Annotated in this window: 10 protein-coding genes and 1 pseudogene; 6 read left to right on the top strand and 5 right to left on the bottom strand. The window is 67.3% G+C overall.

The features are described 5' to 3' along the window. Both AMK58_RS18540 and AMK58_RS18535 read right to left on the bottom strand, forming a co-directional pair. The gene (locus AMK58_RS18540) at positions 1-1,014 is read right to left on the bottom strand and encodes a hypothetical protein (RefSeq protein WP_236778233.1); all 1,014 of its coding nucleotides are present in this window, start codon (positions 1,012-1,014) and stop codon (positions 1-3) included. A 351-nt stretch (positions 1,015-1,365) separates the two neighbouring features. Further along, positions 1,366-1,872, bottom strand: a complete 507-nt coding sequence (locus AMK58_RS18535; protein ID WP_236778232.1) for a hypothetical protein — start codon at positions 1,870-1,872, stop codon at positions 1,366-1,368. A gap of 544 nt (positions 1,873-2,416) precedes the next feature. Between AMK58_RS18535 and AMK58_RS18530 the strand changes: the two genes are divergently transcribed. The 4 genes and pseudogenes from AMK58_RS18530 to AMK58_RS31440 form a co-directional block, all read left to right on the top strand. Further along, complete coding sequence (locus AMK58_RS18530; protein ID WP_035676566.1) at positions 2,417-3,436, top strand: purine-nucleoside phosphorylase; 1,020 nt, start codon at positions 2,417-2,419, stop codon at positions 3,434-3,436. Positions 3,437-3,560: 124 nt separating this feature from the next. After that, complete coding sequence (locus AMK58_RS18525) at positions 3,561-4,118, top strand: GNAT family N-acetyltransferase (RefSeq protein WP_035676564.1); 558 nt, start codon at positions 3,561-3,563, stop codon at positions 4,116-4,118. Between the two features lie 35 nt (positions 4,119-4,153). After that, positions 4,154-5,704: a glutamine-hydrolyzing GMP synthase gene (gene guaA / locus AMK58_RS18520; protein WP_035676562.1), complete on the top strand. Its 1,551-nt coding sequence runs from the start codon at positions 4,154-4,156 to the stop codon at positions 5,702-5,704. 337 nt (positions 5,705-6,041) lie between these two features. Further along, positions 6,042-6,664, top strand: a pseudogene (locus tag AMK58_RS31440) (IS256 family transposase); the annotation flags it as partial. Between the two features lie 121 nt (positions 6,665-6,785). Here AMK58_RS31440 and AMK58_RS18510 read toward each other — a convergent pair. Continuing rightward, positions 6,786-21,113: an Ig-like domain-containing protein gene (locus AMK58_RS18510; RefSeq protein WP_082413745.1), complete on the bottom strand. Its 14,328-nt coding sequence runs from the start codon at positions 21,111-21,113 to the stop codon at positions 6,786-6,788. 107 nt (positions 21,114-21,220) lie between these two features. On the opposite strand from AMK58_RS18510, the gene AMK58_RS18505 reads away from it, so the two are divergent. Then, positions 21,221-22,117, top strand: coding sequence for a LysR family transcriptional regulator (locus AMK58_RS18505; RefSeq protein WP_035678905.1), 897 nt, complete (start codon positions 21,221-21,223; stop codon positions 22,115-22,117). A gap of 120 nt (positions 22,118-22,237) precedes the next feature. Here the strand turns inward: AMK58_RS18505 and AMK58_RS29785 are convergent, their stop codons facing one another. Next, complete coding sequence (locus tag AMK58_RS29785; RefSeq protein WP_035678908.1) at positions 22,238-22,528, bottom strand: transposase; 291 nt, start codon at positions 22,526-22,528, stop codon at positions 22,238-22,240. A 251-nt stretch (positions 22,529-22,779) separates the two neighbouring features. On the opposite strand from AMK58_RS29785, the gene pyk reads away from it, so the two are divergent. Next, positions 22,780-24,198 carry a pyruvate kinase gene (gene pyk, locus AMK58_RS18500; protein WP_014198596.1) on the top strand — a complete coding sequence of 473 codons (1,419 nt, stop codon included), beginning with the start codon at positions 22,780-22,782 and terminating at the stop codon, positions 24,196-24,198. Between the two features lie 169 nt (positions 24,199-24,367). Here the strand turns inward: pyk and AMK58_RS18495 are convergent, their stop codons facing one another. After that, positions 24,368-25,369 carry an aldo/keto reductase gene (locus AMK58_RS18495; RefSeq protein WP_035678911.1) on the bottom strand — a complete coding sequence of 334 codons (1,002 nt, stop codon included), beginning with the start codon at positions 25,367-25,369 and terminating at the stop codon, positions 24,368-24,370. Positions 25,370-25,519: the final 150 nt, after the last annotated feature.

The raw sequence follows: 25,519 nt of genomic DNA, 5'->3' as shown, positions 1-25,519 counted from the left end.
TCAGGCCGGCGGTGTGTCGCCGGTCTGCGCGTTTCCGGTTTGCGGCTTTCCCGCCCCGGCCTTCAGGGCTTCCAGCAGGCCGCTGGCGACCGTGTTCTGGCCTTCGTTGGCGTTTCCGGTGATCGCGCCCAGGACACCGGTTCCGCCTTTCGACGCGCCCGACGCAAGCGCCGATTGGAGCATCGACAGCGCCGCCTGCGCGTTGCCGGGGTCGCTCGACGCCGGTTTGCTGACGGTATCCGGCGGCGATGGGCTTTCAGCGGCTGGCTTGCTCGCGATGGCTGGCGTCTCCGTAGCAATCTTGCTTTCCGCAGCGGGCGCCGGGGTCGGAGCGGCAGTGTCGGTCTTCGGGGCAGCTGATTTGGCCCCGATGCCGGGAATGTCCACGGTTTCCGCAAATGCCTGGAACGCGTTGCCGAAGACGGTCCGGTCGAAGCCGAGGTCCTGAAGCTTCTGCTCGGCGGCCTCGCCGTCCGGCGCGTACAGGTCCGCGAAGCCGGCGTCCTCCCCCATGGAGGCCAGCGCGGATTTGAAGCCTTCCATGTTTTTCGTGAATCCGCTGGCGTCGCTGAGTATGGCCGTCTGATCGGTCGGCCTTCCATAGGCGCCACGGGTCGCCGCGATTTCGCTCTTGAACGCGTCCTGAACCGGCTTCAGGCGCTCGTTCATCTCGTCCATCGAGATGTCGCCGCGCTGCTGGGCCTCCTGAATCTCCTGGGTCTTGCGCCCGACCTCGGACAGCGCGCCCGACATCCGGCTGCCGTAGGCCTGCAATTTCTGCCAAGCGGCCTCCGAATCGGCGAGCCGCTGCTTGTCCTCCTCGTCGCGGGGGCGTTCGGAAACGTAGCGGTTGAAGGTCGCCTTGGTCGCCATCGATTTCAGCCCGGTCACGGCGTCTTCGGCGCTGATCTTGCCGGAGTTGACGAGTCCCTCCAGCATGCCCCGCGCCTTTGAGTCAAGTTGCTTGAACACATCGGCGGCGGCGCCCTTCAAGGCTTGCCCAAGCTTGCTCACGGACACGGCATCCGTCTTTTCGCCGCTTCCGATGCTTGAGGATTGATGCCCGGAGGAGCCGGTTCCAGCCTGTACAGGCTTCCAATATCCGGTGGCGGGCAAGGGAATAGAAGAACTGATTGAGCTGTTTGTCATTGATCCAATTCCTGACCGTAATTACCAATCATTATTGGTTATCTGCATGGGAGAGCGGAGAATATAATTTTGAATTAATGATTAACGTATCTATTTTATACTTTTTAAGTATTTAGTATGCGATTGTTTAGCCTTCTATGACGTAAGATAATGAAGGCTATTATTTAAATTTTGCGCGATGGATTTGTGAGGGGATCGGCGGCGGAAGAGGTGAGCCTACCGGTAATCGAAGGCCCCCTTGCCAATCAGACGACGGACCGCGTCGCCGAAAGCCGCAAACGGACTTAGGTTGATGCCGAGATCGGCGATCTTCTTTGACGCATCGTCGCCACCATCCTCAATGGCAAGGAAGTAGGCGTTGGCCTGAGCATCCCTGCTCGTCGCCGGGGAGGGCGATGCCGAAGGTTTGTCGACGCGGATCGGAGAATTGTCCGGCTGCGTCGGCGTGTCGGACCGGCGCTGGCCGCGCTGAAGGAGCACCGCTCCGCCGAGAGCGCGGTTGGCGGCCTCCGAATCGAGATCGATGGTGGCGACATCGACACCGGACTGCGCGAAGCCGATGCGTTTCAGACGTGTCGTCAAACCCTTCGCCACCTCATCGCCGGTCAGAGTGCCGGCGCGCACGGCGTCGTCCAGTTTCCGACGGTCCTCGTCGCCCAGCGCCTCGTTGAACATCGTAAGGGCATTGCCTTTCAGGGCCATTGCGAGAGCGCTGAGATCCACGCTGTCGCTGGCTCCGCCCTTCCGGACGCTCGGCGTGGCGACGGAAAGTGTCGATGTGTTCGCTGAGCGCGATGCTGATCCAGCTCGGAAATTTGCGGGAACATCGGCGGGCGATGGGACGCTTGTAGGAGCCATTGGAAAAACTCCGTTGAACGATGGCCGAGGCCCTCATAGCAGGAGATAGATATTATTGATCTGTTGATATAGAAATTTGAGCGAAGATTAATAATGAAACATTAAAGTTCGAATGATAAGTATTTATGCGATAATGAGCTATACTCATACTGGGGTATGAGGTGGTTGGTTGGCGGCCAGTTCTGCGTCGGAAGGTGACAGTTGGCGCCCCGCTAAGGATTTGGCGAAACCAACATGGTAAAGGAGATTGACGGCAGGCCGAAAAAGCGGCGAATGCGCGCCAGCCCAAGAAAGGACGAGCGCCGCTACTCATGCGGGGGCACACGGACCGGCCTGCTGATTTCGTGCGGGTCATACCGCGAGGTTTGCGGTTAGGGTGCGACCTTTCCCCGCATGTTGGAGTGCAATGATGTGGAACACGTCCCGCTGGCGGAGCGCCGCCCTGTCCGCCCTTTTCCTGTTGGGGCTGGGCACCTCCGCCGAAGCGGCTGAGCCGGTCAAGGTCAAGGTGTTCGTCGGCGCCATGTTCGAGATCGGCAAGAACACCGGCGACCGCGCCGGCGAGTTCCAGAACTGGTACGAGCGCTACTGGCAGTCCGCCGAGCCGATCGCCGTGAAGGGCGCGCTGAACCCGGTCTACTGCAACGCCGACGGCGTGTGCGGCGCGGTTCTGGGGATGGGCAAGGTCAGCTCCTCCGCGTCCATGCAGGCGATTCTGCTGAACCCGCAACTCGACCTGTCGCAGGCCTATTTCATCATTTCCGGCGTGGCCGGCACGCCGCCGTCGCGCGGCACCATCGCCGAGGTCAACTGGGCGACCTGGCTGGTGGATTACGATCTGGGCCACCGCTGGGCGCCGGAGGAGGGCAAGCCGGGCGAGCCGACCTTCATGCCGCGCAAGGGCTACGAGTCCGTCCGCCTGTTCCAGCTGAACCCGGCGCTGGTGTCCTGGGCGATGAAGCTGACCGGCGACACGCCGCTGAAGGATTCCGACAGTGCCCGCGCCTATCGCCAGCGCTACCCGCAGGACGCCGCCCGGCGCGCGCCCTTCGTCGGCACCGGCACGCATATGACCGGCGACACCTTCTTCCACGGCCCCGGCATGTCCGAGCAGGCGCAGTACATCGCCAAGCTCTACGGCGCCGACGATTACGTCATCACCGAGATGGAGGCCGCGGCGATCACGCTGGTCATCAAGCGGACGCTGGGCTCCGACCGGGTGATGAGCCTGCGCGGCGCCGTGAACTTCGACCAGGGCAATCCCAAGGAAACCACGCTGGAGCATCTCGACCCGAAGCCGGGCGAGACCGCCGGCGGCTTCGCCGAGACGGTGGAGAATGTGGCGGTGGTCGGCGCGCGCATGACCGATCACATCGTGTCCCACTGGGACCAGTGGCAGGCGGGCGTTCCGGCGCTCCCGGCCCAGTAACACGAAGGCCGGCGGTGCGGCGGCCGTCCACCGTCGCCCCGTCCCGGCCCTTTTGGCTGACTGGACATCCTCCGGCCCGGCTCCCAGTTTCCATTGGGGTGGGCAACGGGTCCGGAGATGTCCCATGGATGAAGCGCTGGTGATTCGCGACGCGCGCCCGTCGGACGCGGTGGGCATCGCCAAGGTCCACGTCGCGACGTGGCAATCCACATATCCGGGCCTCGTCCCCGACACCTATCTCGTCAACCTGTCGGAAGCCGCCGCGGCGATGCGCTGGCACAACGCCGTCCAGGCCCACGGGCCGGGCCAGGGCGCCTTGGTCGTGGCGGATGCCGCGGATTCGGTGGTGGGATTCGCCACCTACGGCGGGCGCCGCATTCCCGTGGAAGGGTACGACGGCGAGTTCTACGCCCTCTATCTGCTGGACGAGGCGCAGGGGCAGGGGCTTGGCCGCCGCCTGATGGCGACCATGGCCGAACGGCTCCAGGAGGGCGGCAAGCGCACCGCCGTGGTCTGGTGCCTGCGCGACAACCCGGCCCGCTGGTTCTACGAGCGGTTGGGCGGTGTGCGGGTGGCGGAGCGGCCGATCCGCTTCGCCGGGAAGGAACTGGTGGAGGTCGCCTACGGCTGGCACGACCTCGCACCGCTTGCACGCTTGTCCGCGGGGCCTGAAATGCGGTAGTCAGGGGCTTGTCCCCCCGCATCAGGTTGTCGTCCATGTCCGCCGAGCGCGTTCTCATCCTCGATTTCGGGTCGCAGGTGACCCAGCTCATCGCCCGCCGCGTCCGTGAAGCCGGCGTCTATTGCGAAATCCATCCGTTCAGCATGAGCGAGGAGCGGATTCGCGACTACGCGCCGAAGGCGATCATCCTGTCGGGCAGCCCGGCCTCCGTCACCGAGGAGAACGGCCCCCGCGCGCCGGAGGTGGTCTTCACGCTGGGCGTTCCGGTCCTGGGCATCTGCTACGGCCAGCAGACAATGTGCCACCAGCTCGGCGGCACCGTGTCGGGCTCCGACCACCGCGAGTTCGGGCGCGCCTTCATCGAGGTGAAGCAGACCTGCGCGCTGTTCGACGGGCTGTGGGCGGTCGGCTCGCGCGAGCAGGTGTGGATGAGCCACGGCGACCGCGTCACCGCCCTGCCGGACGGCTTCCAGGCCGTGGCGGTCAGCGACGGCGCGCCCTTCGCCGCCATCGCCGACGACGCCCGCCAGTTCTACGGCGTGCAGTTCCACCCGGAGGTCGTGCACACCCCGCACGGCGCGCAGCTCCTGTCGAACTTCGTCCACCGCGTGGCGGGCCTGAAGGGCGACTGGACCATGGCCGCCTTCAAGCAGCAGGCGATCGAGAAGATCCGCAACCAGGTCGGCAGCGGCAAGGTGATCTGTGGCCTGTCGGGCGGCGTCGATTCCTCGGTGGCCGCCGTGCTGATCCATGAGGCCATCGGCGACCAGCTCACCTGCATCTTCGTCGACACCGGCCTGATGCGCGCCGGCGAGGCGGAGGAGGTGGTGACGCTGTTCCGCGACCACTACAACATCCCGCTGGTCCACCGAAATGCGTCCGAGCTGTTCCTGGGCAAGCTGGCTGGTGTCACCGACCCGGAGCAGAAGCGCAAGATTATCGGCGGCCTGTTCATCGAGGTCTTCGACGAGGAGAGCGCCAAGGTCGGCGGCGCGCAGTTCCTGGCCCAGGGCACGCTGTACCCCGACGTGATCGAAAGCGTCTCCTTCACCGGCGGCCCGTCGGTCACCATCAAGTCGCACCACAACGTCGGCGGCCTGCCGGAGCGCATGAAGCTGAAGCTGGTCGAGCCGCTGCGCGAGCTGTTCAAGGACGAGGTCCGGGCGCTCGGCCGCGAACTCGGCCTGCCGGCCGCCTTCATCGGCCGCCATCCCTTCCCCGGTCCCGGCCTCGCCATCCGCGTTCCCGGCGAAATCACTCCGGAGAAGCTGGACATCCTGCGCAAGGCCGACACGGTCTATCTGGAGGAGATCCGCAACGCCGGCCTGTACGACGCGATCTGGCAGGCCTTCGCGGTGCTGCTGCCAGTGCGCACCGTGGGCGTGATGGGCGACGGGCGGACCTACGACCACGTGCTGGCCCTGCGCGCGGTGACCTCGACCGATGGCATGACCGCCGACTGGTACCCGTTCCCGCACGACTTCCTGGCCCGCGTGTCGAACCGCATCGTCAATGAGGTGCGCGGCGTCAACCGCGTGGTCTACGACATCACCTCGAAGCCGCCCGGCACGATCGAGTGGGAGTGACGGATCGCAGTTTCGGATACGGACGGACACTACGTCGTAGATTCGTCGAACCACACACGCCGGTCGTTGCCGAACATGTGGAGTGAGGGCTTCGCCCTCACTCCGCTGGCGGGAGGCGGATGCGAATACTTGTCTTTGGCGCCGCTTTGCCGACCTGGATCCGCGACGCTTCGACGACCGCGCGCGAGCCCGCCGAGAGACACTTTCGTGTTGGGCAATCGAGGTGCAACCAGTCCTTTGGCACGATCCAGTCCTCAAGACACTGGATCAACCGCCCACTCCGGACGCAGGGCTGCGCGCGAGCGGCCCCTTCACATTGATATCGATCTCTTGGCCGTTGCGTGAGAACGACCAAGGGAGCCTCTGCGGTGCCGCCCATGGAGAGCGGACGTCCGAGCGGATCAACCAGCGCAATGGCTATCGGGAACGGCTTTGGGAGACTCGCGCCGGTGCGGTTGGCGTTGCAAATGCCCAAGCTGCGCAAGGGGGCCTGCTTCCCCGGCTCCCTGGAACACCGGTTTACCGCTGAGAAGGCGCTCGCCGCCGTTATCCATGAAGCCGGTGTGCAGGGCGTCTCGACGCGCAGCGCGGACGAACTGGTTGAGGCCATGGGCACGGCCGGGATCAGCAAGTCGCAGGTCAGCCGCCTGTGCGAGGATATCGACGAGCGCGTCGGCACCATCCTGAACCGCCCGCTGGAGGGCGATTGGCCCCTCTATGGATCAATGCGATTCACATGAAGGTGCGCGTGGCCGGGCGCATCGTGTCGATGGCGGTGATAATCGCCGTCACGGTCAACACAGACGGGCGGCGTGAGGCGCTCGGCCTGGAGGTCGGCCCGTCGGAAGCTGAGATGTTCTGAACCAGGTTCCTGCGCTCCCTCACCTCGCGGGGCTGCGGGGCGTGAAGCGGGGCATTACCGATGCTCACGAGCGGTTGAAATGTGCTGCCCCGGATATATTCCCGGTCCACCGCGCTGAGGCGGCCCGCCCTCTCCTCGGCGGTGGAGAGGACGGTATCGCCGTACCCGTCGTACAGGGAGCTGCGGTCGCCTGCAGCTCCCAGAATAAGGCTGTTCCTCTCAGCCGAACCAACCGGCGGCGTTTCCGGTCTGGCCGACGATGGTGATGCGGTTGCCCGACCCGATGTCGAGGATGGTGTTGCCACCCTCCACCCGGGCGGAGCGGATCACCGCGCCGAGATCGATGGTGGCGTCATAGAAGGCCAGGCGGTCCACGCCCACCTGGAAGTCCATCACCACCGACCCGCCCGAGGACCGGCCGAAGGCGAAGACGTCCGCGCCCTCGCCGCCCCACAGCGTGTCCGCTCCGCCGTCGGCGAACAGAACGTCGTTGCCGGCCCCGCCGTTCAGCAGGTCGTTGCCCGCCCCGCCGAACAGCGTGTCGTTGCCGGCCTCGCCGAACAGCGTGTCGTCGCCGTCGCCGCCGCTGGCCAGGTCGTCGCCCGCGCCGAGCCCGATCAGGTCGCGACCCGCTCCGCCCAGCGCCACGTCGTTGCCGTCGCCGCCGCTCAGCGTGTCGTCGCCCTCGTCGCCGATCAGGAAGTCGTTGCCCTCCCCGCCGAACAGAAGGTCGTTGCCCGACCCGCCGGACAGCGTGTCGTCGCCCTCCTCGCCGCTCAGCGTGTCGTCGCCGTCCTCGCCGAACAGGATGTCCTGGCCCGTCCCGCCGAACAGCGCGTCGTTGCCGACCCCGCCGCCGACCAGGTCGTTGCCCTCCCCGCCGAACAGCCAGTCGTCGCCCTCGCCGCCCATCACCACGTCGTCGCCGTCGTCGCCGTACAGCGTGTCGTTGCCGCCGGCGCTGGCGATCGTGTCGTTGCCGCCGCCGCCGTGCAGGATGTCGTCGCCGGCCCCCAGATACATGAACTGCTCGTGGTCGTCGCCGTAGACGATCTGCTCGCCGTCGCCGCCGACCAGCGTGGCGGCGCCGACCACCGCGGCGAACTCCACGTTGTCGAGCTGGATGGTCATCGGCCCCGACACCCCCGTGGTGTTCAGCACAACCGCAGTCGGTGCCGTGCTGGCGATGCCCGTGCCACCCAGCGTATTGCCGGTGACCCGCGTCTGCACCGCTTGGCCCGCAGCAACGCCGGGCGTGCTGAAGTCGATGGCCCGCACGAGGAGCTGGGTCTGCGAGGACAGCATCGAGAGGAAGCCCGAGCCGCCGCCGGTCAGTCCGGTGCGCGAGACCGTACCCTCGTCGGTGCGGGCTTCGATGGCGGCGATCAGGCCGGTCAGCCCGGTCAGCGCCTGGTTGGCGGTCTGCCGCTCGGTGTTGCCCGTGGCGGTCACCGCCACCCCGGTGGAGACGCTGACCGTCAGGGTGGTGACGATGGACGCCTGCCCCGTCTGCCGGTCGACCACCTGTTCGCGCACCACCGGCACGTCGGCCAGATCGGCGTTGGCGGTGCTGTGGTCCTCAACGCGGCTGCCGGAGGTCGCGGCGATGGTCACCGTAGTCGTGCGGCTGCCATCGGTGGCGGTGGTGACCGAACCGTTGACGGTGGCGCCGTCCACGGTGGCCGCTGCCGGTGGGGCGACCGGGGCCGGTTTGTCCACCGTCGCGGTCAGCTTCTGCGTCGTCGCGATGAAGGGCACCGAGGCGTTGCCCGCCGGGTCGGTCAGGCCAAGCGACAACGTGAGGGTGCCATCGCCCAAGCTGAACAGGTCCAGGCCGGTTACCCGCGTGGTACCGCCAGTTGTCACGCCGCTTCCAGTCACCCGGCCACCACCCGACGAGGTGATGGTCCAGGTGAAGGTGGCGCCGGCCTCGCTCCCATTGATGGTGAAGGCGCTGCTGGACTGCTCCACCGCATCAATGCTGTCGTCTTCAAACAGGACCGTTGCCGTGGGGGCGGTGGTGTCGATGACCAGCGACTGCGTGCTCGGCGCGGAGACGTTGCCGGAGACATCGGTGGCGGTGGCCGATACCGGATTGTCGCCGTTGGCGTTCAGGCTCAGCGTGCCGGCGGTCGGCGTCGCCGTGGCGAGGTTGATGCTCCAGTTTCCGCCCGTCGCCGTGGTGGTGTAGGTGGCGCCGCCGATGGTGACGGTCACCGTGCTGCCGGCCTCGGCCGTACCGGTCAGGGTCGGCGTCGTGCTGTTGCTGAGGTTGGTCGAGATGACCGGCGCGTTGGGGTTGGTCGTGTCGATGGTCAGCGACTGGGTGCCCGGCGCCGAGGTGTTGCCGGAAGCATCGGTTGCGGTGGCCGAGACCGGGTTGGCGCCGTTGGCGTTGAGGCTCAGCGTGCCATTCACCGGCGTTGCCGTGGCAAGGTCGATGCTCCAGTTTCCGCCCGTCGCCGTAGTGGTATAGGTGGCGCCGCCGATGGTGACGGTGACCGTGCTGCCGCTCTCCGCCGTACCGGCGATGGTCGGCGCCGTGCTGTTGCTCAGCGCCGCGGAGTTGATGATCGGCGCGTTGGGGTTGGTCGTGTCGATCGTCAGCGACTGCGTGCCCGGTGCGGAGACGTTGCCAGAGGCATCGGTGGCAGTGGCCGAGACCGGGTTGGCGCCGTTGGCGTTCAGGCTCAGCGAGCCGGCGGTCGGCGTCGCCGTGGCGAGGTTGATGCTCCAATTCCCGCCGGTCGCCGTGGTGGTGTAGGTGGCGCCGCCGATGGTGACGGTCACCGTGCTGCCGGCCTCCGCCGTGCCGGTCAGGGTCGGCGTCGTGCTGTTGCTGAGGTTGGTCGAGATGACCGGCGCGTTGGGGTTGGTCGTGTCGATCGTCAGCGACTGCGTGCCCGGTGCGGACGTATTGCCCGCCGCGTCGGTGGCGGTGGCCGAGACCGGGTTGGCGCCGTTGGCGTTCAGGCTCAGCGAGCCGGAGGTCGGCGTCGCCGTGGCGAGGTTGACGCTCCAGTTTCCGCCGGTCGCCGTGGTGGTGTAGGTGGCGCCGCCGATGGTGACGGTCACTGTGCTGCCGGCCTCCGCCGTGCCGGTCAGGGTCGGCGTCGTGCTGTTGCTCAGCGCCGTCGTGACGGTCGGGGCGTTCGGAGCGGTGGTGTCGATGGTCAGCGACTGCGTGCCCGGTGCGGACGTATTGCCCGCCACGTCGGTGGCGGTAGCCGACACCGGGTTGACGCCGTTGGCGTTGAGGCTGAGCGCGCCGGAGGTCGGCGTCGCCGTGGCGAGGTTGACACTCCAGTTTCCGCCGGTGGCGGTGGTGGTGTAGGTGGCGCCGCCCACCGTGACGGTGACGGTGCTGCCGGCCTCCGCCGTGCCGGTGATCGTCGGCACCGCGCTGTTGGCCAGCGCCGTGGTGATGACCGGGGCGGCGGGCAGCGTGGTGTCGATGGTCAGCGACTGGGTGCCGGGTGCCGAGACGTTGCCCGCCGCGTCGGTGGCGGTGGCCGAGACCGGGTTGGCGCCGTTGGCGTTGAGGGCCAGCGAGCCGGCGGTCGGCGTCTCGGTGGCGAGGTTGATGCTCCAGGTTCCGTTGGTCGCCGTCGTGGTGTAGGTGGCGCCGCCCACCTCCACCGTCACCGTGGCGCCGGCCTCCGCCGTGCCGGTGATCGTCGGCGTCGCGCTGTTGCTCAGCGTCGTGGTGATGACCGGGGCGTTGGGGTTGGTGGTGTCGATGGTCAGCGACTGGGTGCCCGGCGCCGAGATGTTGCCGGCCGCGTCGGTGGCGGTGGCCGAGACCGGGTTGGCGCCGTTGGCGTTGAGGGCCAGCGAGCCGGCGGTCGGCGTCTCGGTGGCGAGGTTGATGCTCCAGGTCCCGTTGGTCGCCGTCGTGGTGTAGGTGGCGCCGCCCACCTCCACGGTCACCGTGGCGCCGGCCTCCGCCGTGCCGGTGATCGTCGGCGTCGCGCTGTTGCTCAGCGTCGTGGTGATGACCGGGGCGTTGGGGTTGGTGGTGTCGATGGTCAGCGACTGGGTGCCCGGCGCCGAGATGTTGCCGGCCGCGTCGGTGGCGGTGGCCGAGACCGGGTTGGCGCCGTTGGCGTTGAGGGCCAGCGAGCCGGCGGTCGGCGTCTCGGCGGCGAGGTCGATGCTCCAGGTTCCGTTGGTCGCCGTCGTGGTGTAGGTGGCGCCGCCCACCTCCACGGTCACCGTGGCGCCGGCCTCCGCCGTGCCGGTGATCGTCGGCGTCGCGCTGTTGCTCAGCGTCGTGGTGATGACCGGGGCGTTGGGGGTGGTGGTGTCGATGGTCAGCGACTGGGTGCCCGGCGCCGAGATGTTGCCGGCCGCGTCGGTGGCGGTGGCCGAGACCGGGTTGGCGCCGTTGGCGTTGAGGGCCAGCGAGCCGGCGGTCGGCGTCTCGGTGGCGAGGTCGATGCTCCAGGTCCCGTTGGTCGCCGTCGTGGTGTAGGTGGCGCCACCCACCGTGACGGTCACCGTGCTGCCGGCCTCCGCCGTGCCGCTGATCGTCGGCGTCGCGCTGTTGCTCAGCGTCGTGGTGATGACCGGGGCGTTGGGGGTGGTGGTGTCGATGGTCAGCGACTGGGTGCCCGGCGCCGAGATGTTGCCGGCCGCGTCGGTGGCGGTGGCCGAGACCGGGTTGGCGCCGTTGGCGTTGAGGGCCAGCGAGCCGGCGGTCGGCGTCTCGGTGGCGAGGTTGATGCTCCAGGTCCCGTTGGTCGCCGTCGTGGTGTAGGTGGCGCCACCCACCGTGACGGTCACCGTGCTGCCCGCTTCCGCCGTGCCGGTGAGGGTCGGCGTGGCGTTCTTGGTCAGCGCCGCGCTGGTCACCGCCGGGGTGCTGGGCGCCGTGGTGTCGATCACCAGCGACTGAGTCCCGGCGGTGGAGGTGTTGCCGGCTGCGTCGGTCGCCGTTGCAGAAACGGCGTTGGTGCCATTGGCATTGAGGCTCAGCACACCGGCGGTCGGCGTCGCCGTGGCGAGGTCGATGGACCAGTTTCCGCCCGTCGCCGTGGTGGTGTAGGTGGCGCCGCCCACCGTGACGGTGACAGTGCTGCCCGCTTCCGCCGTGCCGGCGATGGTCGGGGTGGCGTTGTTGGCCAGCGCCGTGGTGATGACAGGAGTGCTCGGAGCCGCGCTGTCGATGGTCACCGTCAGCGTGCTGGAGGCCGACGAGGTGCCGGTGGCATCGCTCGACACGGCGGTCAGGGAATGAGCCCCGTCACCCAGCGAGGCCGTCGTGACGGTCCACAGGCCATTGGCATCGGCCGTCACCGTGCCCAGCGCCGTCGCGCCCTCGTACAGCACCACGGTCGTGAACGCCTTGGCCAGGCCAGTGATCGCCGGAGCCGTGACGTTGGTCAGCGTGTCCGTCGTCGAGCCGCTGTTGGACGCGGTCGTCAAGGCCAGACTCGCCGGAGTCGGCGGAACGTTGCGGAACAGGGTGATGCTTGTGAAGGCTCCGACCAGGGCGTCGAGATCGCCGTCACCATCGATGTCCACGATGCTCGGCGACCCCATCATCCCGGCATTGCTCAGCCCGAAGGGGTTGGTGCCGATCAGCGTGAAGCTGGGCGCCGTCGCCGTGCCGACGTTGCGGTAGACCGCCGTGTCACCGGTGACATTGCCGACCAGAATATCGAGGTCGCCGTCGCCGTCGATGTCCACCATGCTCGGCGACGCCTGCCCCCCGGAATTGCCGAGCCCGAAGGGGTTGGTGCCGACCAGCGTGAAGCTGGGCGCCGTCGCCGTGCCGACGTTGCGGTAGAACAGCAGGTCGCCGCCCTGGCTGCCGACCAGGATGTCGAGATCGCCGTCGCCGTCGAGGTCCGCGATGCTCGGCGACGCGAGAGGGACGACATTGCTGAGCCCGAAGGGGTTGGTGGCCTCCAGGGTGAAGCTGGGGGCCGTCGCCGTGCCGACGTTGCGCAGGAACAGCAGGGAGCCGGAGCTGCCTCCAACCAGCACGTCGAGGTCGCCATCGCCGTCGAGGTCCGCGAAGGCCGGGGTGGACATCGTCGCACCGCTCAGCCCGAAGGGGTCGGTCGCCGCCTCCAGGGTGAAGCTGGGTGAGGTCGCGTTGCCGACGTTGCGGTAGAGCTGGAGATTGATCCCGATGTTGCCGACAAGGACGTCGAGGTCACCATCGCCATCAATGTCAACGAAGACCGGCTTGGCTTGGGGGAAGAGGCCGTTCAAGCCGAAGGGATTGGTGGCCTCCAGGACGAAGCTGGGATCGCCCGCCACCCGGACCGCCTGACCGGTCAGCGCACCCGCAGCGTTGCCCGCGGCGTCCGCGGTCTTCGCGCCGGAGCCCGGCGGCGTGTAATCCACCGTGACGCTCTGATAGACCGTTGCTCCGGCGTCGAGCGTCAGGGTGACCGTCTTGCCGCTGGTGGCGACGGCGGTGACCGTGCGCGCCACGCCGCCCACCATCACCGTGAAGGCGCCGGCCGGAGTCTGGGCGCCGTCCAGAAGCTCCGAATAGGTCAGGGTCAGCTGCGTCCCGTTCAGCGTCGCCGAGGTGAGCGTCGGCGCCTTGGTGTCGATGGTCAGCGTCAGAGCGGTCGAGGCCGTCGAGGTGCCGTTGACGGTGCTCGACGTGACGGTCAGCGAGTGCGTGCCATCGCTCAGAGAGGCGGTGGAGAGCGTCCACAGGCCGGAGGAGGCGTCGGCCGTCACCGTGCCGATGGCCGTCGCGCCGTCGTACAGCACCACCGTCGACGAGGCGACCGCGGTTCCGACGATCGCCGGCGCCGTGACGTTGGTCAGCGTGTCGGTGGTCGAGCCGCTGTTCGAACCCGCCGTCAGCGTCGGCGCCGTGGGGGTCGCGGGCGGCGGCGTGGTGTTGCGGTAGAGGACCGTCTTGCCGTCGTCCCGACCGATGAGCGCGTCGAGGTCGCCGTCACCGTCGATGTCCGCGAAGGTCGGCTTCGCGTTGCTGCCGACATCACCCAGGTTGAAGGGGTTGGTGCCCTCCAGGGTGAAGCTGGGCGCCGCAGCCGTCCCGACGTTGCGGTAGAGGACCGTGTTGCCGCTGTCGTTGCCGATCAGGGCGTCGAGGTCGCCGTCACCGTCGATGTCCACGAAGACCGGCGTGGCGTTGCTTCCGACACCGCCGAGGCCGAAGGGATTGGTGCTCTCCAACGCGAAGGTGGGAGCCGCCGCCGTTCCGATGTTCCGATAGAAGAGCGTGTCGCCATCCGCGTTGCCGACCAGCGCGTCGAGATCGCCGTCACCGTCGATGTCCGCCAGGGACGGCGACGCGAAGCCCCCGGCATTGCTCAAGCCGAAGGGATTGGTGCCCACCAGGGTGAAGCTGGGCGCCGCCGCCGTCCCGTCGTTGCGGTAGACGACGATGTCGCCGCCCGCGTTGCCGGCCACCAGGTCGAGGTCGCCGTCGCCGTCGATGTCCGCGAGGGCCAGCTTGGCGAAGGCGGGCATGCCGCCGCCGACGGTGTTCAGGCCGAAGGGATTGGTGCCCACCAGGGTGAAGCTGGGCGCCTCCGCCGTGCCGACATTGCGGTAGACGACGATGTTGGCGTACCAGTCGCCGACCACCGCGTCGAGGTCGCCGTCGCCGTCGATGTCGGCGAAGACCGGGGCGGACTGACCGACGAAGCTGCCGATCCCGAAGGGGTTGGTGGCTTCCAGGGTGAAATTGGGGTCGCCGCCCACGCGGACCGGCTGGCCGTTCAGCGCGCCCGCGGCGTTGCCGGCGGCATCCACGGTCTTGGCACCGGAGCCCGGCGGGGTGTAGCTGACCGTCGCGCCCTCATAGACCGAGGAGGCCCCGGCATCCAGCGTCAGGGTGACCATCCGGCCGCTGACCGCGACCGCGGTGACCGTCCGCACCACGCCGCCCACCGTCACCGTGAAGGCGCCGGCCACCGGAGTCTCGGCGCCGTCCAACGCCTCCGAATAGGTCAGCGTCAGCCGCGTCCCGCTCAGCACAGCCGACCTCAGCGTCGGCGCCGCCGTGTCGATGGTCACGCTCAGCGCCGTCGAGGCCGCCGACGTGCCGTTGGCGGTGCTTGCCTTGACGGTCAGCGAATGCGCACCGTCGCTCAGCGACGCCGACGTGACCGTCCACAGGCCTGCGCCGTCGGCCGTCGCCGTGCCCACCGTGGTCGCCCCGTCGTACAGCACCACCGTGGCGAAGGCCTCCGCCGTCCCGGTGATCGTCGGCGTCGTGACCTTGGTCAGCGTGTCCGTCGTCGAACCGCTGTTCGATCCCGCCGTCAGCGCCAGACCGCTCGGTGCAGCCGGCGGCGGCGGACCGTTGCGGAACAGCACCGTATCACCGTCCGTATTGCCGATCAGGGCGTCGAGGTCACCGTCACCATCGATGTCCACGAAGATCGGTGTGGCGTTGTCTCCGACATCGCCGAGGCCGAAGGGGTTGGTGCCCTCCAGGACGAAGGTGGGCGCCGCCGCCGTCCCGACGTTGCGATAGAAGTATGTCTGGCCATCCCCGCTGCCTATCAGGGCGTCGAGATCGCCGTCGCCATCGATGTCCAACAGCTTCGGCGTCGCGCTGACCCCGACGTTGCCCAGGCCGAAGGGGTTGGAACCCTCCAGTGTGAAAGTGGGCGCCGTCGCCGTCCCGACGTTGCGGTAGAAGACCGTATGGCCGTCGTCGACGCCGATCAGGGCGTCGAGGTCGCCGTCACCGTCGATGTCCGCCAGTTCCACCGACGATCCGAACCCGGCGCGGCTGAGGCCGAAGGGGTTGGAGCCCTCCAGCGTGAAGGTGGGCGCTGTCGCCGTCCCGACGTTGCGGTAGAAGTAGGTGTTGCCGCCGGCAGTGCCGACCAGGGCGTCGAGATCGCCGTCGCCGTCGAGGTCAGCAAAGGTCGGCTGCGCCCCGCCGGAACCCACGGTGTTGAGGCCGAAGGGGTTGGTGGCATCCAGCGTGAAGGTGGGCTGCGTCGCCGTCCCGACGTTGCGATAGAAGACGATCTTGCTGGCGAAGTTGCCGACCAGGGCATCAAGGTCGCCGTCACCGTCGATGTCCACGAAGATCGGTGTGGCGTTGTCCCCGACATCGCCGAGGCCGAAGGGGTTGGTGCCCTCCAGGGTGAAGGTCGGATCACCAACCACTGTGACAGTCCGGCCGTTCAGCGCGCCCGCGGCGTTGCCGGCGGCGTCCGCCGTCTTCGCGCCGGAGCCCGGCGGGGTGTAGTCCACCGTGACGCTCTGATAAAGCGTCGCCCCGGCGTCCAGCGTCAGGGTGACCGTCTTGCCGCTGGTGGCGACCGCGGTGACCGTCCGCGTCACGCCGCCCACCGTCACCGTGAAGGCCGAACTGGCCGCTTGGGCGCCGTTCAGCGTCTCCGAATAGGTCAGCGTCAGCTGCGTTCCGTTCAGCCGCGCCGAGGTCAGCGTCGGCGGGGTGGTGTCGGGCGTGTTGTTGGTGACCGGTTGGGCGGTGAAGCTGGCGGCATCGCCGCCGGTAGGGGACTGGATGGCGTTGGCGTCGTCGCCCACGGTCGGGTCGGTGTAGGCGACGGTGACCGTGTCCGTATCCGTGACCGGTTGGGCGAGCGTCAGGGTAACCGTCTTGTTGGTGCTGTCCACCGCGACGTTGCTGACGGTGACCGTGGTGCCGCCGACCTTGACCGTGAAGGCGCCGATCGCCGGCGGGTTGGCCGCGTCCAGCGCGCTGTCGTAGGTGAGCACCAGCGTCGCGCCATCCACCGACGCGCTTTGAAACACAGGCGGAGGGGTAACCGTCACCATGACGGAACTGGAGACCACCGAATTGGTGAGGTCAAGGCCGGCGGAGATCGCGTGGACGCTGATGGGGAACGCGCCGGACGTGTCCGTGCCGGAGGACGTCACGTCGAAGGTCAGCGTGAAGACGTCGCCTTGACTGATGATCGCAGCGATCGAGGGAGTGAGACTGACGCTTCCCACCGACCAGCCGCTCGGTGCATCGACCCCGAACGTGATCGAGGAACCGATCAGCGTCCTCATCTGCGTGGCCGTCACGGTGAAGGACACCTGCTGCGGCGTTCCCGGCGTGAAGGCGATGGTCGGGTTCGTCGGTACGACCGTCAGGAACGGGGTGTAGGTGGCCGTGTTCGCGATCGTGACCGTGGCGACCTTGTCGATCGCCGTGGAGTTGCTGGAGGCCCCGCTGTCGGTGATGGAGCGCAGAACGATCGAGCGGGTCTCGCTGCCGCCGTAGTTCGTGCTGGCCGCGTCCGTGTTCTTGTAGGCGATGCCGTCGATCAGCGTGTCCATGCCGCCGTTGCTGAGCGCCATGCCGCTCAGCGTCACTGTGGCGACGCCGTTCGCCAGCGTGACCGTGTAGGCGCCGCTGGCGAAGCTGCCCGAGGTGCCGTTGCTCAGCGCGATGTCGGTGCCGCCGATGCTCAGGAACTCGGTGCTGCCGGTGCCGCCGACGTTGTGAACGGTCAGCACCATGCCGGTGAAGGTCTGACCGTTGTCCACCGTGGAGGCGGTCACCCCGTCGAACAGGTCGGTGCCGCTGCTGCCTTGGCCGGATGAGAAGCCGCCGTTCTTCGTCGTCAGCGTCAGCGTCGGCGGGACGCCGTTCGGGTCGGGCGTGGTGTTGGTGACCGACCGGCCGGTGAAGCCGGCGGCGTCGAGGCCGCCGCCGAAGGACTGGATGGCGTTGGCGTCGTCGCCCGCGGTGGGGTCGGCATAGGAAACGCTGACCGCGGCGCCGTAGGCGACCGGCTGGGCGAGTGTCAGCGTGACCGTCTTGGTCGCGGTGTCCACGGCGACGCCGCTGACGGTCACCGGGGACCCGCCGGCCAGGACGGTGAAGCTGCCCGCGGACGGAATGTTCACGGCGTCGAGCGCCGTGTCGTAGGTCAGCACCAGCGACGTGCCGTTGACCGCGGCGCTTTGCAGGACCGGCGTCTGGGGGGCGCCGATGTTGATGACGGCGGAGATGCCGGTGAGGGTGCCGATGTTGTCGCTGACGCCGCTGTCGGTGACGCTGGCCAGCGTGATGATGCGCTGGCCGTTGGACGGCGTGCCGGCGCTGTTGTTGTAGTAGAAGCCGTCCAGGAGCGACTGCATTTCGTCAGCCGACAACCGCAGGCCGCTGATCGTCACCGTCAAGGTGCTGCCGTTGAGCGTGGCGCCGCCGGTGACTCCAAAGGGGCCGCCCATCAAGCTGGCGCCATCGGCCAGATTCATGATGGCGGACATGGCCCCGGGGATCATGAAGATCAGGTATTCCGACGCACCGTCCAGGACGCCGGTCACGGTGAAGGTCAGACCGGTGAAAACCTGTCCCAGATCATTGGCGTTCGCCGTGACCGACGAGAAGAGGTCCGCCGGGCTTGAGGCGTTGGTGAAGGTCGTCGCGTTGCCCGTCGCCGTCAGGCTCGGGGTGTTGACCGTGCGGGTGGTCGTGACCATGGTGGCGAAGCGGGTGTCGGGGAAATCCAGGCCCGACAGGTTCTGCAGGACATTGGCGGTGTCGTTGCCCGCGGTGGGATCGGTGTAGGTGAAGCGGACGTAATCCCCCTGAGCGAGCGGACTCACCGTGGTCAGGATCAGCTTGTTGCCGGAGATCACTGCCGAGCGCAGATCGACCTTCACGTCACCCGTGTTCGTGTTGCCCACGATGATGGCGTCGGTGCCGAAGTCCAGTGGAACATAGCTGTCGACGGCGCCGAAACTGGAAAGCAGCAACGGACTCTGGGTGTCCAGGGCCTGATCGAACGTCACGATGATGACGTTCTCGCCGACATAGGCATCGATGGCCGTGACGGACGGCGGCGTGGTGCTCGGGTCGGGCGAAGTGTTGGTGACCGACTGGCCGGTGAAGCTGGCGGCGTCACTGCCGCCGGTGCCGGCCTGGATGGCGTTGGCGTCGTCGCCCGCGGTGGAGTCGGTGTAGGAGACGGAGACCGTGTCGCCATAGGCGACCACCTGGCCGAGCGTCAGCGTGACCGTTTTGTTCGCCCCGTCCACGGCAACGCCGCTGACGGTGACTGGCGTGCCGCCGACCGTGACGGTGAAGGCGCCCGGCGCCGGCGGGTTGGCGGAATCGAGCGCCACGTCGTAGGTGAGCACCAGCGAATCGCCGGTCACCGCGGCGCTTTGCAGGACGGGAGCCGGCGGCGGCGCGGTCACGGTGACGGTGGCGGAGACGCCGGTGAGGGTGGAGGTGTGGTTGTTGCCGCCGTCGTCGGTGACGCTGGTGACGGTGATGACGCGGTTGCCGGGCGTGACGTTGCCGGAGACGAGAGTCCCGCCGGTGTAATTGATGTAGGACAGGCCGTCGATCAGCGCCTCGAGCTGGGCGTTGGTGTGAGACAGCCCGGTCAGGGTGACGGTCACCGTGGTGCCGTTGACCGCCACGTTGGCGAAGACGCCCAGCCCGGACCCGGTGATTCCCGGCAGGGGCGTCGGGCCGCCGCCGGCGATCGACAAGGCTAGGGGATTGCTGCCGATGCCGAGCAGCGCCTCGGCGTCGGACACGCCGGTGATCGTCAGGGTCAGGCCGGTGAAGACCTGCCCCGTGTCGTTGGTGTTCGCCGTCACCGTGGAGAACAGATCGGCGCCCACGGGCGAGCCCTGGCTGAAGGTCGGCGTGCCGCCCGTTGCCGTCAGGCTGGGCAGGGTCAGCGGCGGTGCGCCGACATTGATGGTGGCGGCGATGCCGGTCAGGCTGGCCGTGCTGTTGCTCGCCCCATCGTCGGTGACGCTGGTGAGGGTGACGACGCGCTGGCCGTTGGACGGCGTGCCGGCGATGTTGTTGTAGGCGATGCTGTCGATGAACGACTGCATGTCGGCGGCCGAGTATTGCAGGCCGCTGATCGTCACCGTGGCGGTGCTGCCATTGAGCGTGACGCCGCCGACAGCCGACCCGACGAAGGGACCCGTCAAGGTGCCGGCGCCGGTCAGCGCGATGGAGACGGCCCCCCCCATCATCCCCGGTATGGTGAAGCCCAGCATTTCCGACGCGCCGTCGACGAGGCCCGTCACGGTCAGCGTCAGGCCGGTGAAGACCTGCCCCGTATCGTTGGTGTCGGCCGTGACCGACGAGAACAGATCCACCGGATTGGAACTGTTGGCGAAGGTCGTCGTGCCGCCCGTCGCCGTCAGCGTCGGCAGGGTCGAAGACGCCGCACCGATATTGACGGTGCTGGAGACGCCGGAGATGCTGGCGGTGCTGTTGCTGCTGCCGTCGTCCGTGACGCTGTTGACGGTGATGACGCGCTGGCCGTTGGACGGGGTGGTGGCGGTGTTGTTGTATTCGAGGTCGTCGAGGAGCCACCCCATGTCGGCATCCGACGCCTCCAAGCCCGTGAGCGTCACGGTCGCCGTGCTGCCGGTGACGATAACGGTCGCGGTGACGACGGCTCCGCCTGGCATCGCCGGATTCGCGGTGCCTGTGCCGTTGACCAGGCTAAGTTGAAGGGGATTGGCCGCGCCGGGTATGTAGAAGGTCAAGAACTCCGCCGCGCCGTCCTGGACGCCCGTCACGGTCAGCGTCAGGCTGGTGAAGACCTGCCCCGTGTCGTTGGTGCTGGCCGTGATCGACGAGAACAGGTCCACCGGGTTGGAACTGTTGGTGAACGTCGTCGTGCCGCCCGTCGCCGTCAGTGTCGGGGCGGTGGTCGGACGGGCTCCATAAACCGTGACATCGTTCTGAAAGGTCGCGACATCGTCACCGGACAGCGATGCCTGGAGAACGCCGCTGGTCTGATTGCCGGTCGGGTCCTCATACTTGATGGTGAGCACGTCACCGTTGGTGAACGTCTCCATTGGAAGCGTCAGCGTCAGCGTGTTGCCGGAGATTACGGCGGCCGACAAGTTGGTCGCGGCACCGTTGATCTCCACGCTGCTCGGGGTCAGCATGTCGGAGGCGAAGTAACTCAGGGTCGGCTGGCTTGCGGCGTCCAGCGCCTGATCGAACGTCAGAACGATGGTGTTTTCACCGGCATAGGCGACGCCGCTCACGATGGTCGGAGCGGCCATCACCCCACGATATGAATCGAATCGCAGGGCATCGGCGGTGATGGTGCCGTGCACCCAGTCGAGGTCCCAGTCGCCGCCCCGGTCCGCGGCACCCGTGGGCGTCCGCGAGGCCGCGACGTTGGCCCCCGTCGCCTCCGCCAGCGCGGTGAGGAAGTCGGCGCCCCGGCCCGACGCCACGTCGCAGCCGTAGAGCAGGATGTCTCCCTCCGGGGCGAGGCTGGAGGCGATGGACGCCAGTTCCTCGACGCGCTGCGCCAGGGCCCAAGTGTCGAACCGGCCGGAGCCGAGCTTAAGACCGCCTTCGAAGCCGTGGCTGAGCACATGAATGGCATGAACGTCCCGGCGTCCGTCCAGTGCCCGCGCCATCGCCGCCATGCCGTCGGTACGGCTGTCGATCAGGAAGACCTCGATGTGAGCCGGCGTCCCGGATTTCAGGATCTGCCAGTCATCGAGCGCCGTATCGATGAACGCAACCTCAAGCCGTGAAATCGCTGGACCTTCCTCACAGCCCAAAATAGCAGTAGCGGGCGAGGGCACGGTCGGATAGGGCATGGCAGGCTTTCCTCGAAGGGGGTAAGCTTTTTGGGGGCTCCCTTCCGCCTATACATACACAAGTTGACTTAGTAAAATGCAGGGTTTGAAAGAGCGGAATTCGCCCCATGAATTTGCACCGTATCGATTTGAATTTGCTGGTGGTTTTCGATGCAATCGCGCGCGCGGGTTCTGTGAAGGATGCTGCGCCACAACTAGCGCTCAGCCAGCCGGCGGTCAGTCACGCGTTGAACCGGCTCCGCGAGTTGATGAATGATCCGCTGTTCGTGCGCAGCCGCAACCGGTTGGTGCCGACGGAAAGGGCGCAGTCAATGATTGTTCAGGTGGCGGACATCCTTCAGTCCGTCCGCGTCCTGATGAACGGTGAAGAATTGAATGTGGTCGAAAGCGACCGTCATTTCCGCATCGGCATCAGCGATTTCACCGCGTTGGCCATTGTACCCCGACTGACCCGAAAGCTGCAGGAGATTGCCCCCAAGATAACAATGGAGATGATCCCCGTCGGGGAGAGCACATTGAACCAGTTGGCGGCCGGGGAACTTGATTGTACATTCTGGGGACTGCAACCACCGGAAGCACCGTATCAGTCGCAATTTCTCTTTCATGACAGCTTCCTGGGGTTCTGTTGCGCAAGCCACCCATTGATAGAATTGGAGAGTGAGGAGATTTCCATTGATGATTATTTGCGGTTCCCACACGCCATCGCTCAATTCCGCGCTTCCAGCGCCAGCCCGATCGATGTTTTTCTGAAGGGCATCGGCCGGCGCCGGACAATCGCCCTGCGCTCGCCAAGCTTCATGAGCAACATTACCGCCATAGCAGGGACGAAGATGATCGCGACCCTGCCATCACGTCTGGAATCAATGGCCTTGTCGCAAGGCCTCCTGTCCTTCCCGCTGCCCTTTTCCATACCGAATTTCAATTATTCCCTGGTCTGGCATCGGCGCACCGAAGCCGATCCTTCCGGTATCTGGTTCAGGAGGCTGCTGATAGATTTGCGATAAGCTTTGCCTTCTTCCGAAAACTCTTTATCCGGGCCAAGCTTGAGCTTTCCAGCATGGTCAATGGCGAACGGAAAATATCCAGCGGCACCGTCAACCCGCCGGAACCGGCGCCGCTGTCGGTCACGCGCGGCGCCGGCCACCGGAGCGTCTTTGGCGGTTCTCCGCGACGGACCAGCCAAAGGCTTTTTCTCCCGCTTCCAAGTCCGTCACGTTTCTATTCTCTATGGCGGCTTGGCTGTTTGATGCTGGTGCCGTCTGCTCCTCGGGGTTGGGGCGCCAGCGGTGCAGCAGGCTCTCACCAATCCCGAGGTCGGTGGCAATTCGGCTGATCGGGGGCTTGCCCTCGCGGACCAGCTTTACGGCTTGCTCCTTGACGTCCGGCGTGAAGAACCGCCGTTTCCCCTGTCCCATCCAACACCTCCTGACGGATCATACGATCCAAGCGAGGCCTCCACCACTCCGGGGACAGATCAACCGAAACCGGTCCGCCGTCGGCGGCTCTGCCACAGTCGGGGCATTATTGCTGCCTTAGTGGTTGTCAGCGGGCCGTTACCCACCAATGTGAACGGCAGCCGGGCGGTCCTGTGACCACCCGCTTCCCACCCGGCACGCCTGCCGTTCGACACTCCATCAAGGAGGCGGCCCCAAGAGGCCGAAATTATATGCGTCGTCACCGCCGCGCGAAGATTGTTGCCACGGTCGGTCCCGCCAGCAACACCCCCGAGATGCTGAAGCGGCTGTTCCTGGCCGGCGTCGATACCTTCCGCCTTAATTTCAGCCATGGGACGCATGAGGATCACGCCAAGGTCCACGCCGCCATCCGCGCGTTGGAGGCAGAGATGGGTCGTCCCATCGGCATCCTTCAGGACCTGCAGGGCCCGAAGATTCGCGTCGGCACCATCCGCGACGGCAAGATCACCGTCGCCGCCGGCGAGTCGATCCGCTTCGTCCTGTCCGGTGCCGACGGCGACAAGACCGCGATCCCGCTGCCCCATCCGGAAATCTTCGCCGCGGTGATGCCGGGCCACAATCTGCTGATCGACGACGGGCGCGTGCGCGTCGCCGTGACCGGGCTGGGCGACGATTACATCGACGCCAAGGTGGTGATCGGCGGGACCATCTCCAACCGCAAGGGCGTCAACCTGCCCGACACGGTGCTGGAACTGTCGCCCCTGACCGCCAAAGACCGCGTCGACCTCGCCTTCGGGCTGGAGCTGGGCGTCGACTGGGTGGCGATGTCCTTCGTGCAGAAGCCCGCCGACCTGCTGGAGGCCCGCGGGCTGATCGGCGACCGCGCCGGGCTGATGTCGAAGATCGAGAAGCCGGCGGCGCTCGACCGTATCGACGACATCATCCGCCTGTCGGACTCGGTCATGGTCGCCCGCGGTGACCTGGGCGTCGAGATCCCGCACGAGGAGGTGCCGGGCCGCCAGAAGGAGCTGGTGCGCGCCTGCCGCCTTGCCGTGAAGCCGGTGATCGTGGCGACGCAGATGCTCGATTCCATGGTCAACGCGCCGACCCCGACGCGGGCCGAGGCGTCCGACGTGGCGACCGCCATCTATGACGGCGCCGACGCGGTGATGCTGTCGGCGGAGTCGGCCAGCGGCGCCTTCCCGGTTGAGGCCGTGGAGATGATGGACCGCATCATCCGCAGCACCGAGCAGCACAAGCTCTACCGCTCGATCATCGACGCGTCGGACCCCGGCGAGGAGCAGACCGCGCCGCACGCGGTGGCGGCCGCCGCGGCCGATCTGGCCGAGGTGATCCACGCCTCGACCATCGTCGCTTATACGTCCAGCGGCACCACGGCGGCGCGCATCGCCCGGCGCCGCCCGGCGGTGCCGATCCTGGCGATCACGCCGCACGCCGCGGTGTCGCGCCGCCTGTCCCTGCTCTGGGGCGCACACAGCGTCCTGTCCGCCGACATCCACACCTATGAGGAGATGGTCGAGCGGGCGCTGGGCTTCGCCAAGGAGGAGGGCTTCGCCAAGCCCAACGACCAGATGGTCGTGGTGGCCGGCATTCCCTTCGCCAAGGCGGGGACCACCAACAACCTGCGCGTGGTGCAGGTCGAGGGGTAAGGGTCCGGCAACGGTGCCCCCTCCCTAACCCTCCCCCGCTCTCGGCGGACAAAAGGTCCGCCTGCCGCGTCAGCGCAAACCTATGGTTTGCGCGAGAGCTTTCGCAGGGGAGGGGACTTGCTTCTCCCTCCCCTGCGTCAGCGGGGGAGGGCCGGGGTGGGGGCAAACCTTAGCGCTGCCTGTACGTCTCGCTGTCCATATGGACAAGCTGCGCCGCCGGGTAGCGCTCGCCTGCCGCGGCGCCGGGAGGCAGGGCTTCGGCCAGCTGCGTCAGATCCTCCGCCGACAGGGTGAGGTCCAGGGCGCCCAGCGCCTCGGCCAGACGGTCGCGGCGGCGGGCACCGACCAGCGGGACGATGTCGCGGCCCTGCGCCGCCACCCAGGCGATGGCGACCTGGGCGACCGAGCCGCCGATGCGCTGGGCGATCTCCCGCAGACGCTCGACCAGCGCCAGGTTCCGGTCCAGATTCTCCCCCTGGAAGCGCGGGCTGCGGCTGCGAAAGTCCTGTCCCGCGCGGTCCTTGCTCCAGTGACCGCTGATCAGGCCGCGCGACAGCACCCCGTAGGCGGTGACGCCGATGCCAAGCTCCCGGCAGGTGGGCAGAATGGCCTCCTCGATCCCGCGGGAGATCAGGGAATATTCAATCTGCAGGTCGCTGATCGGGTGCACCGCGGCGGCGCGGCGGATGGTGTCCGGGCCGACCTCCGACAGGCCGATGTGGCGGATGTAGCCGGCCTTCACCATGTCGGCCATGGCGCCGACCGTGTCCTCGATGGGGACGCTCGGGTCGAGCCGAGCCGGGCGGTAGATGTCGATGTGGTCGACCCCCAGCCGGCGCAGCGAATAGGTCAGGAAGTTTTTCACCGCCGCCGGGCGGGAATCGTAGCCGTTCCAGCCCATCTGCGGGTCGCGCAGGGCGCCGAACTTCACGCTGATGAGCAGCCCGTCGCGGTCGCGCCCGCGCAAGGCGTCGCGGATAAGCAGTTCATTGTGCCCCATGCCGTAGAAATCGCCGGTGTCGAGCAGCGTGATCCCGGCGTCGAGCGCCGCGTGGATCGTGGCGATGCTCTCCTCCTGGTCGGCGGGGCCGTAGAAGTCCGACATGCCCATGCAGCCGAGACCGATGACTGAGCTGATGGGGCCGGCGGCCCCGAGCGTGCGCTGTTCCATGGTCCTGATCCTCTCCGTCCGTCGCGGCGCCGTTCCAGCGCCGCCTTGCCCTGGGTGATGACCTGGGGATGATGACCCGGCGCCATTGATCCGATAAGCTGGACAATGCCGAACGGGCTGTTCACTGCATCGAACAATCGGAATCCGGGA

This window comes from Azospirillum brasilense, from assembly GCF_001315015.1.
GTDB classification, from domain to species: Bacteria; Pseudomonadota; Alphaproteobacteria; order Azospirillales; family Azospirillaceae; genus Azospirillum; species Azospirillum brasilense.
This window is presented reverse-complemented; position numbering and strand designations above follow the sequence as displayed.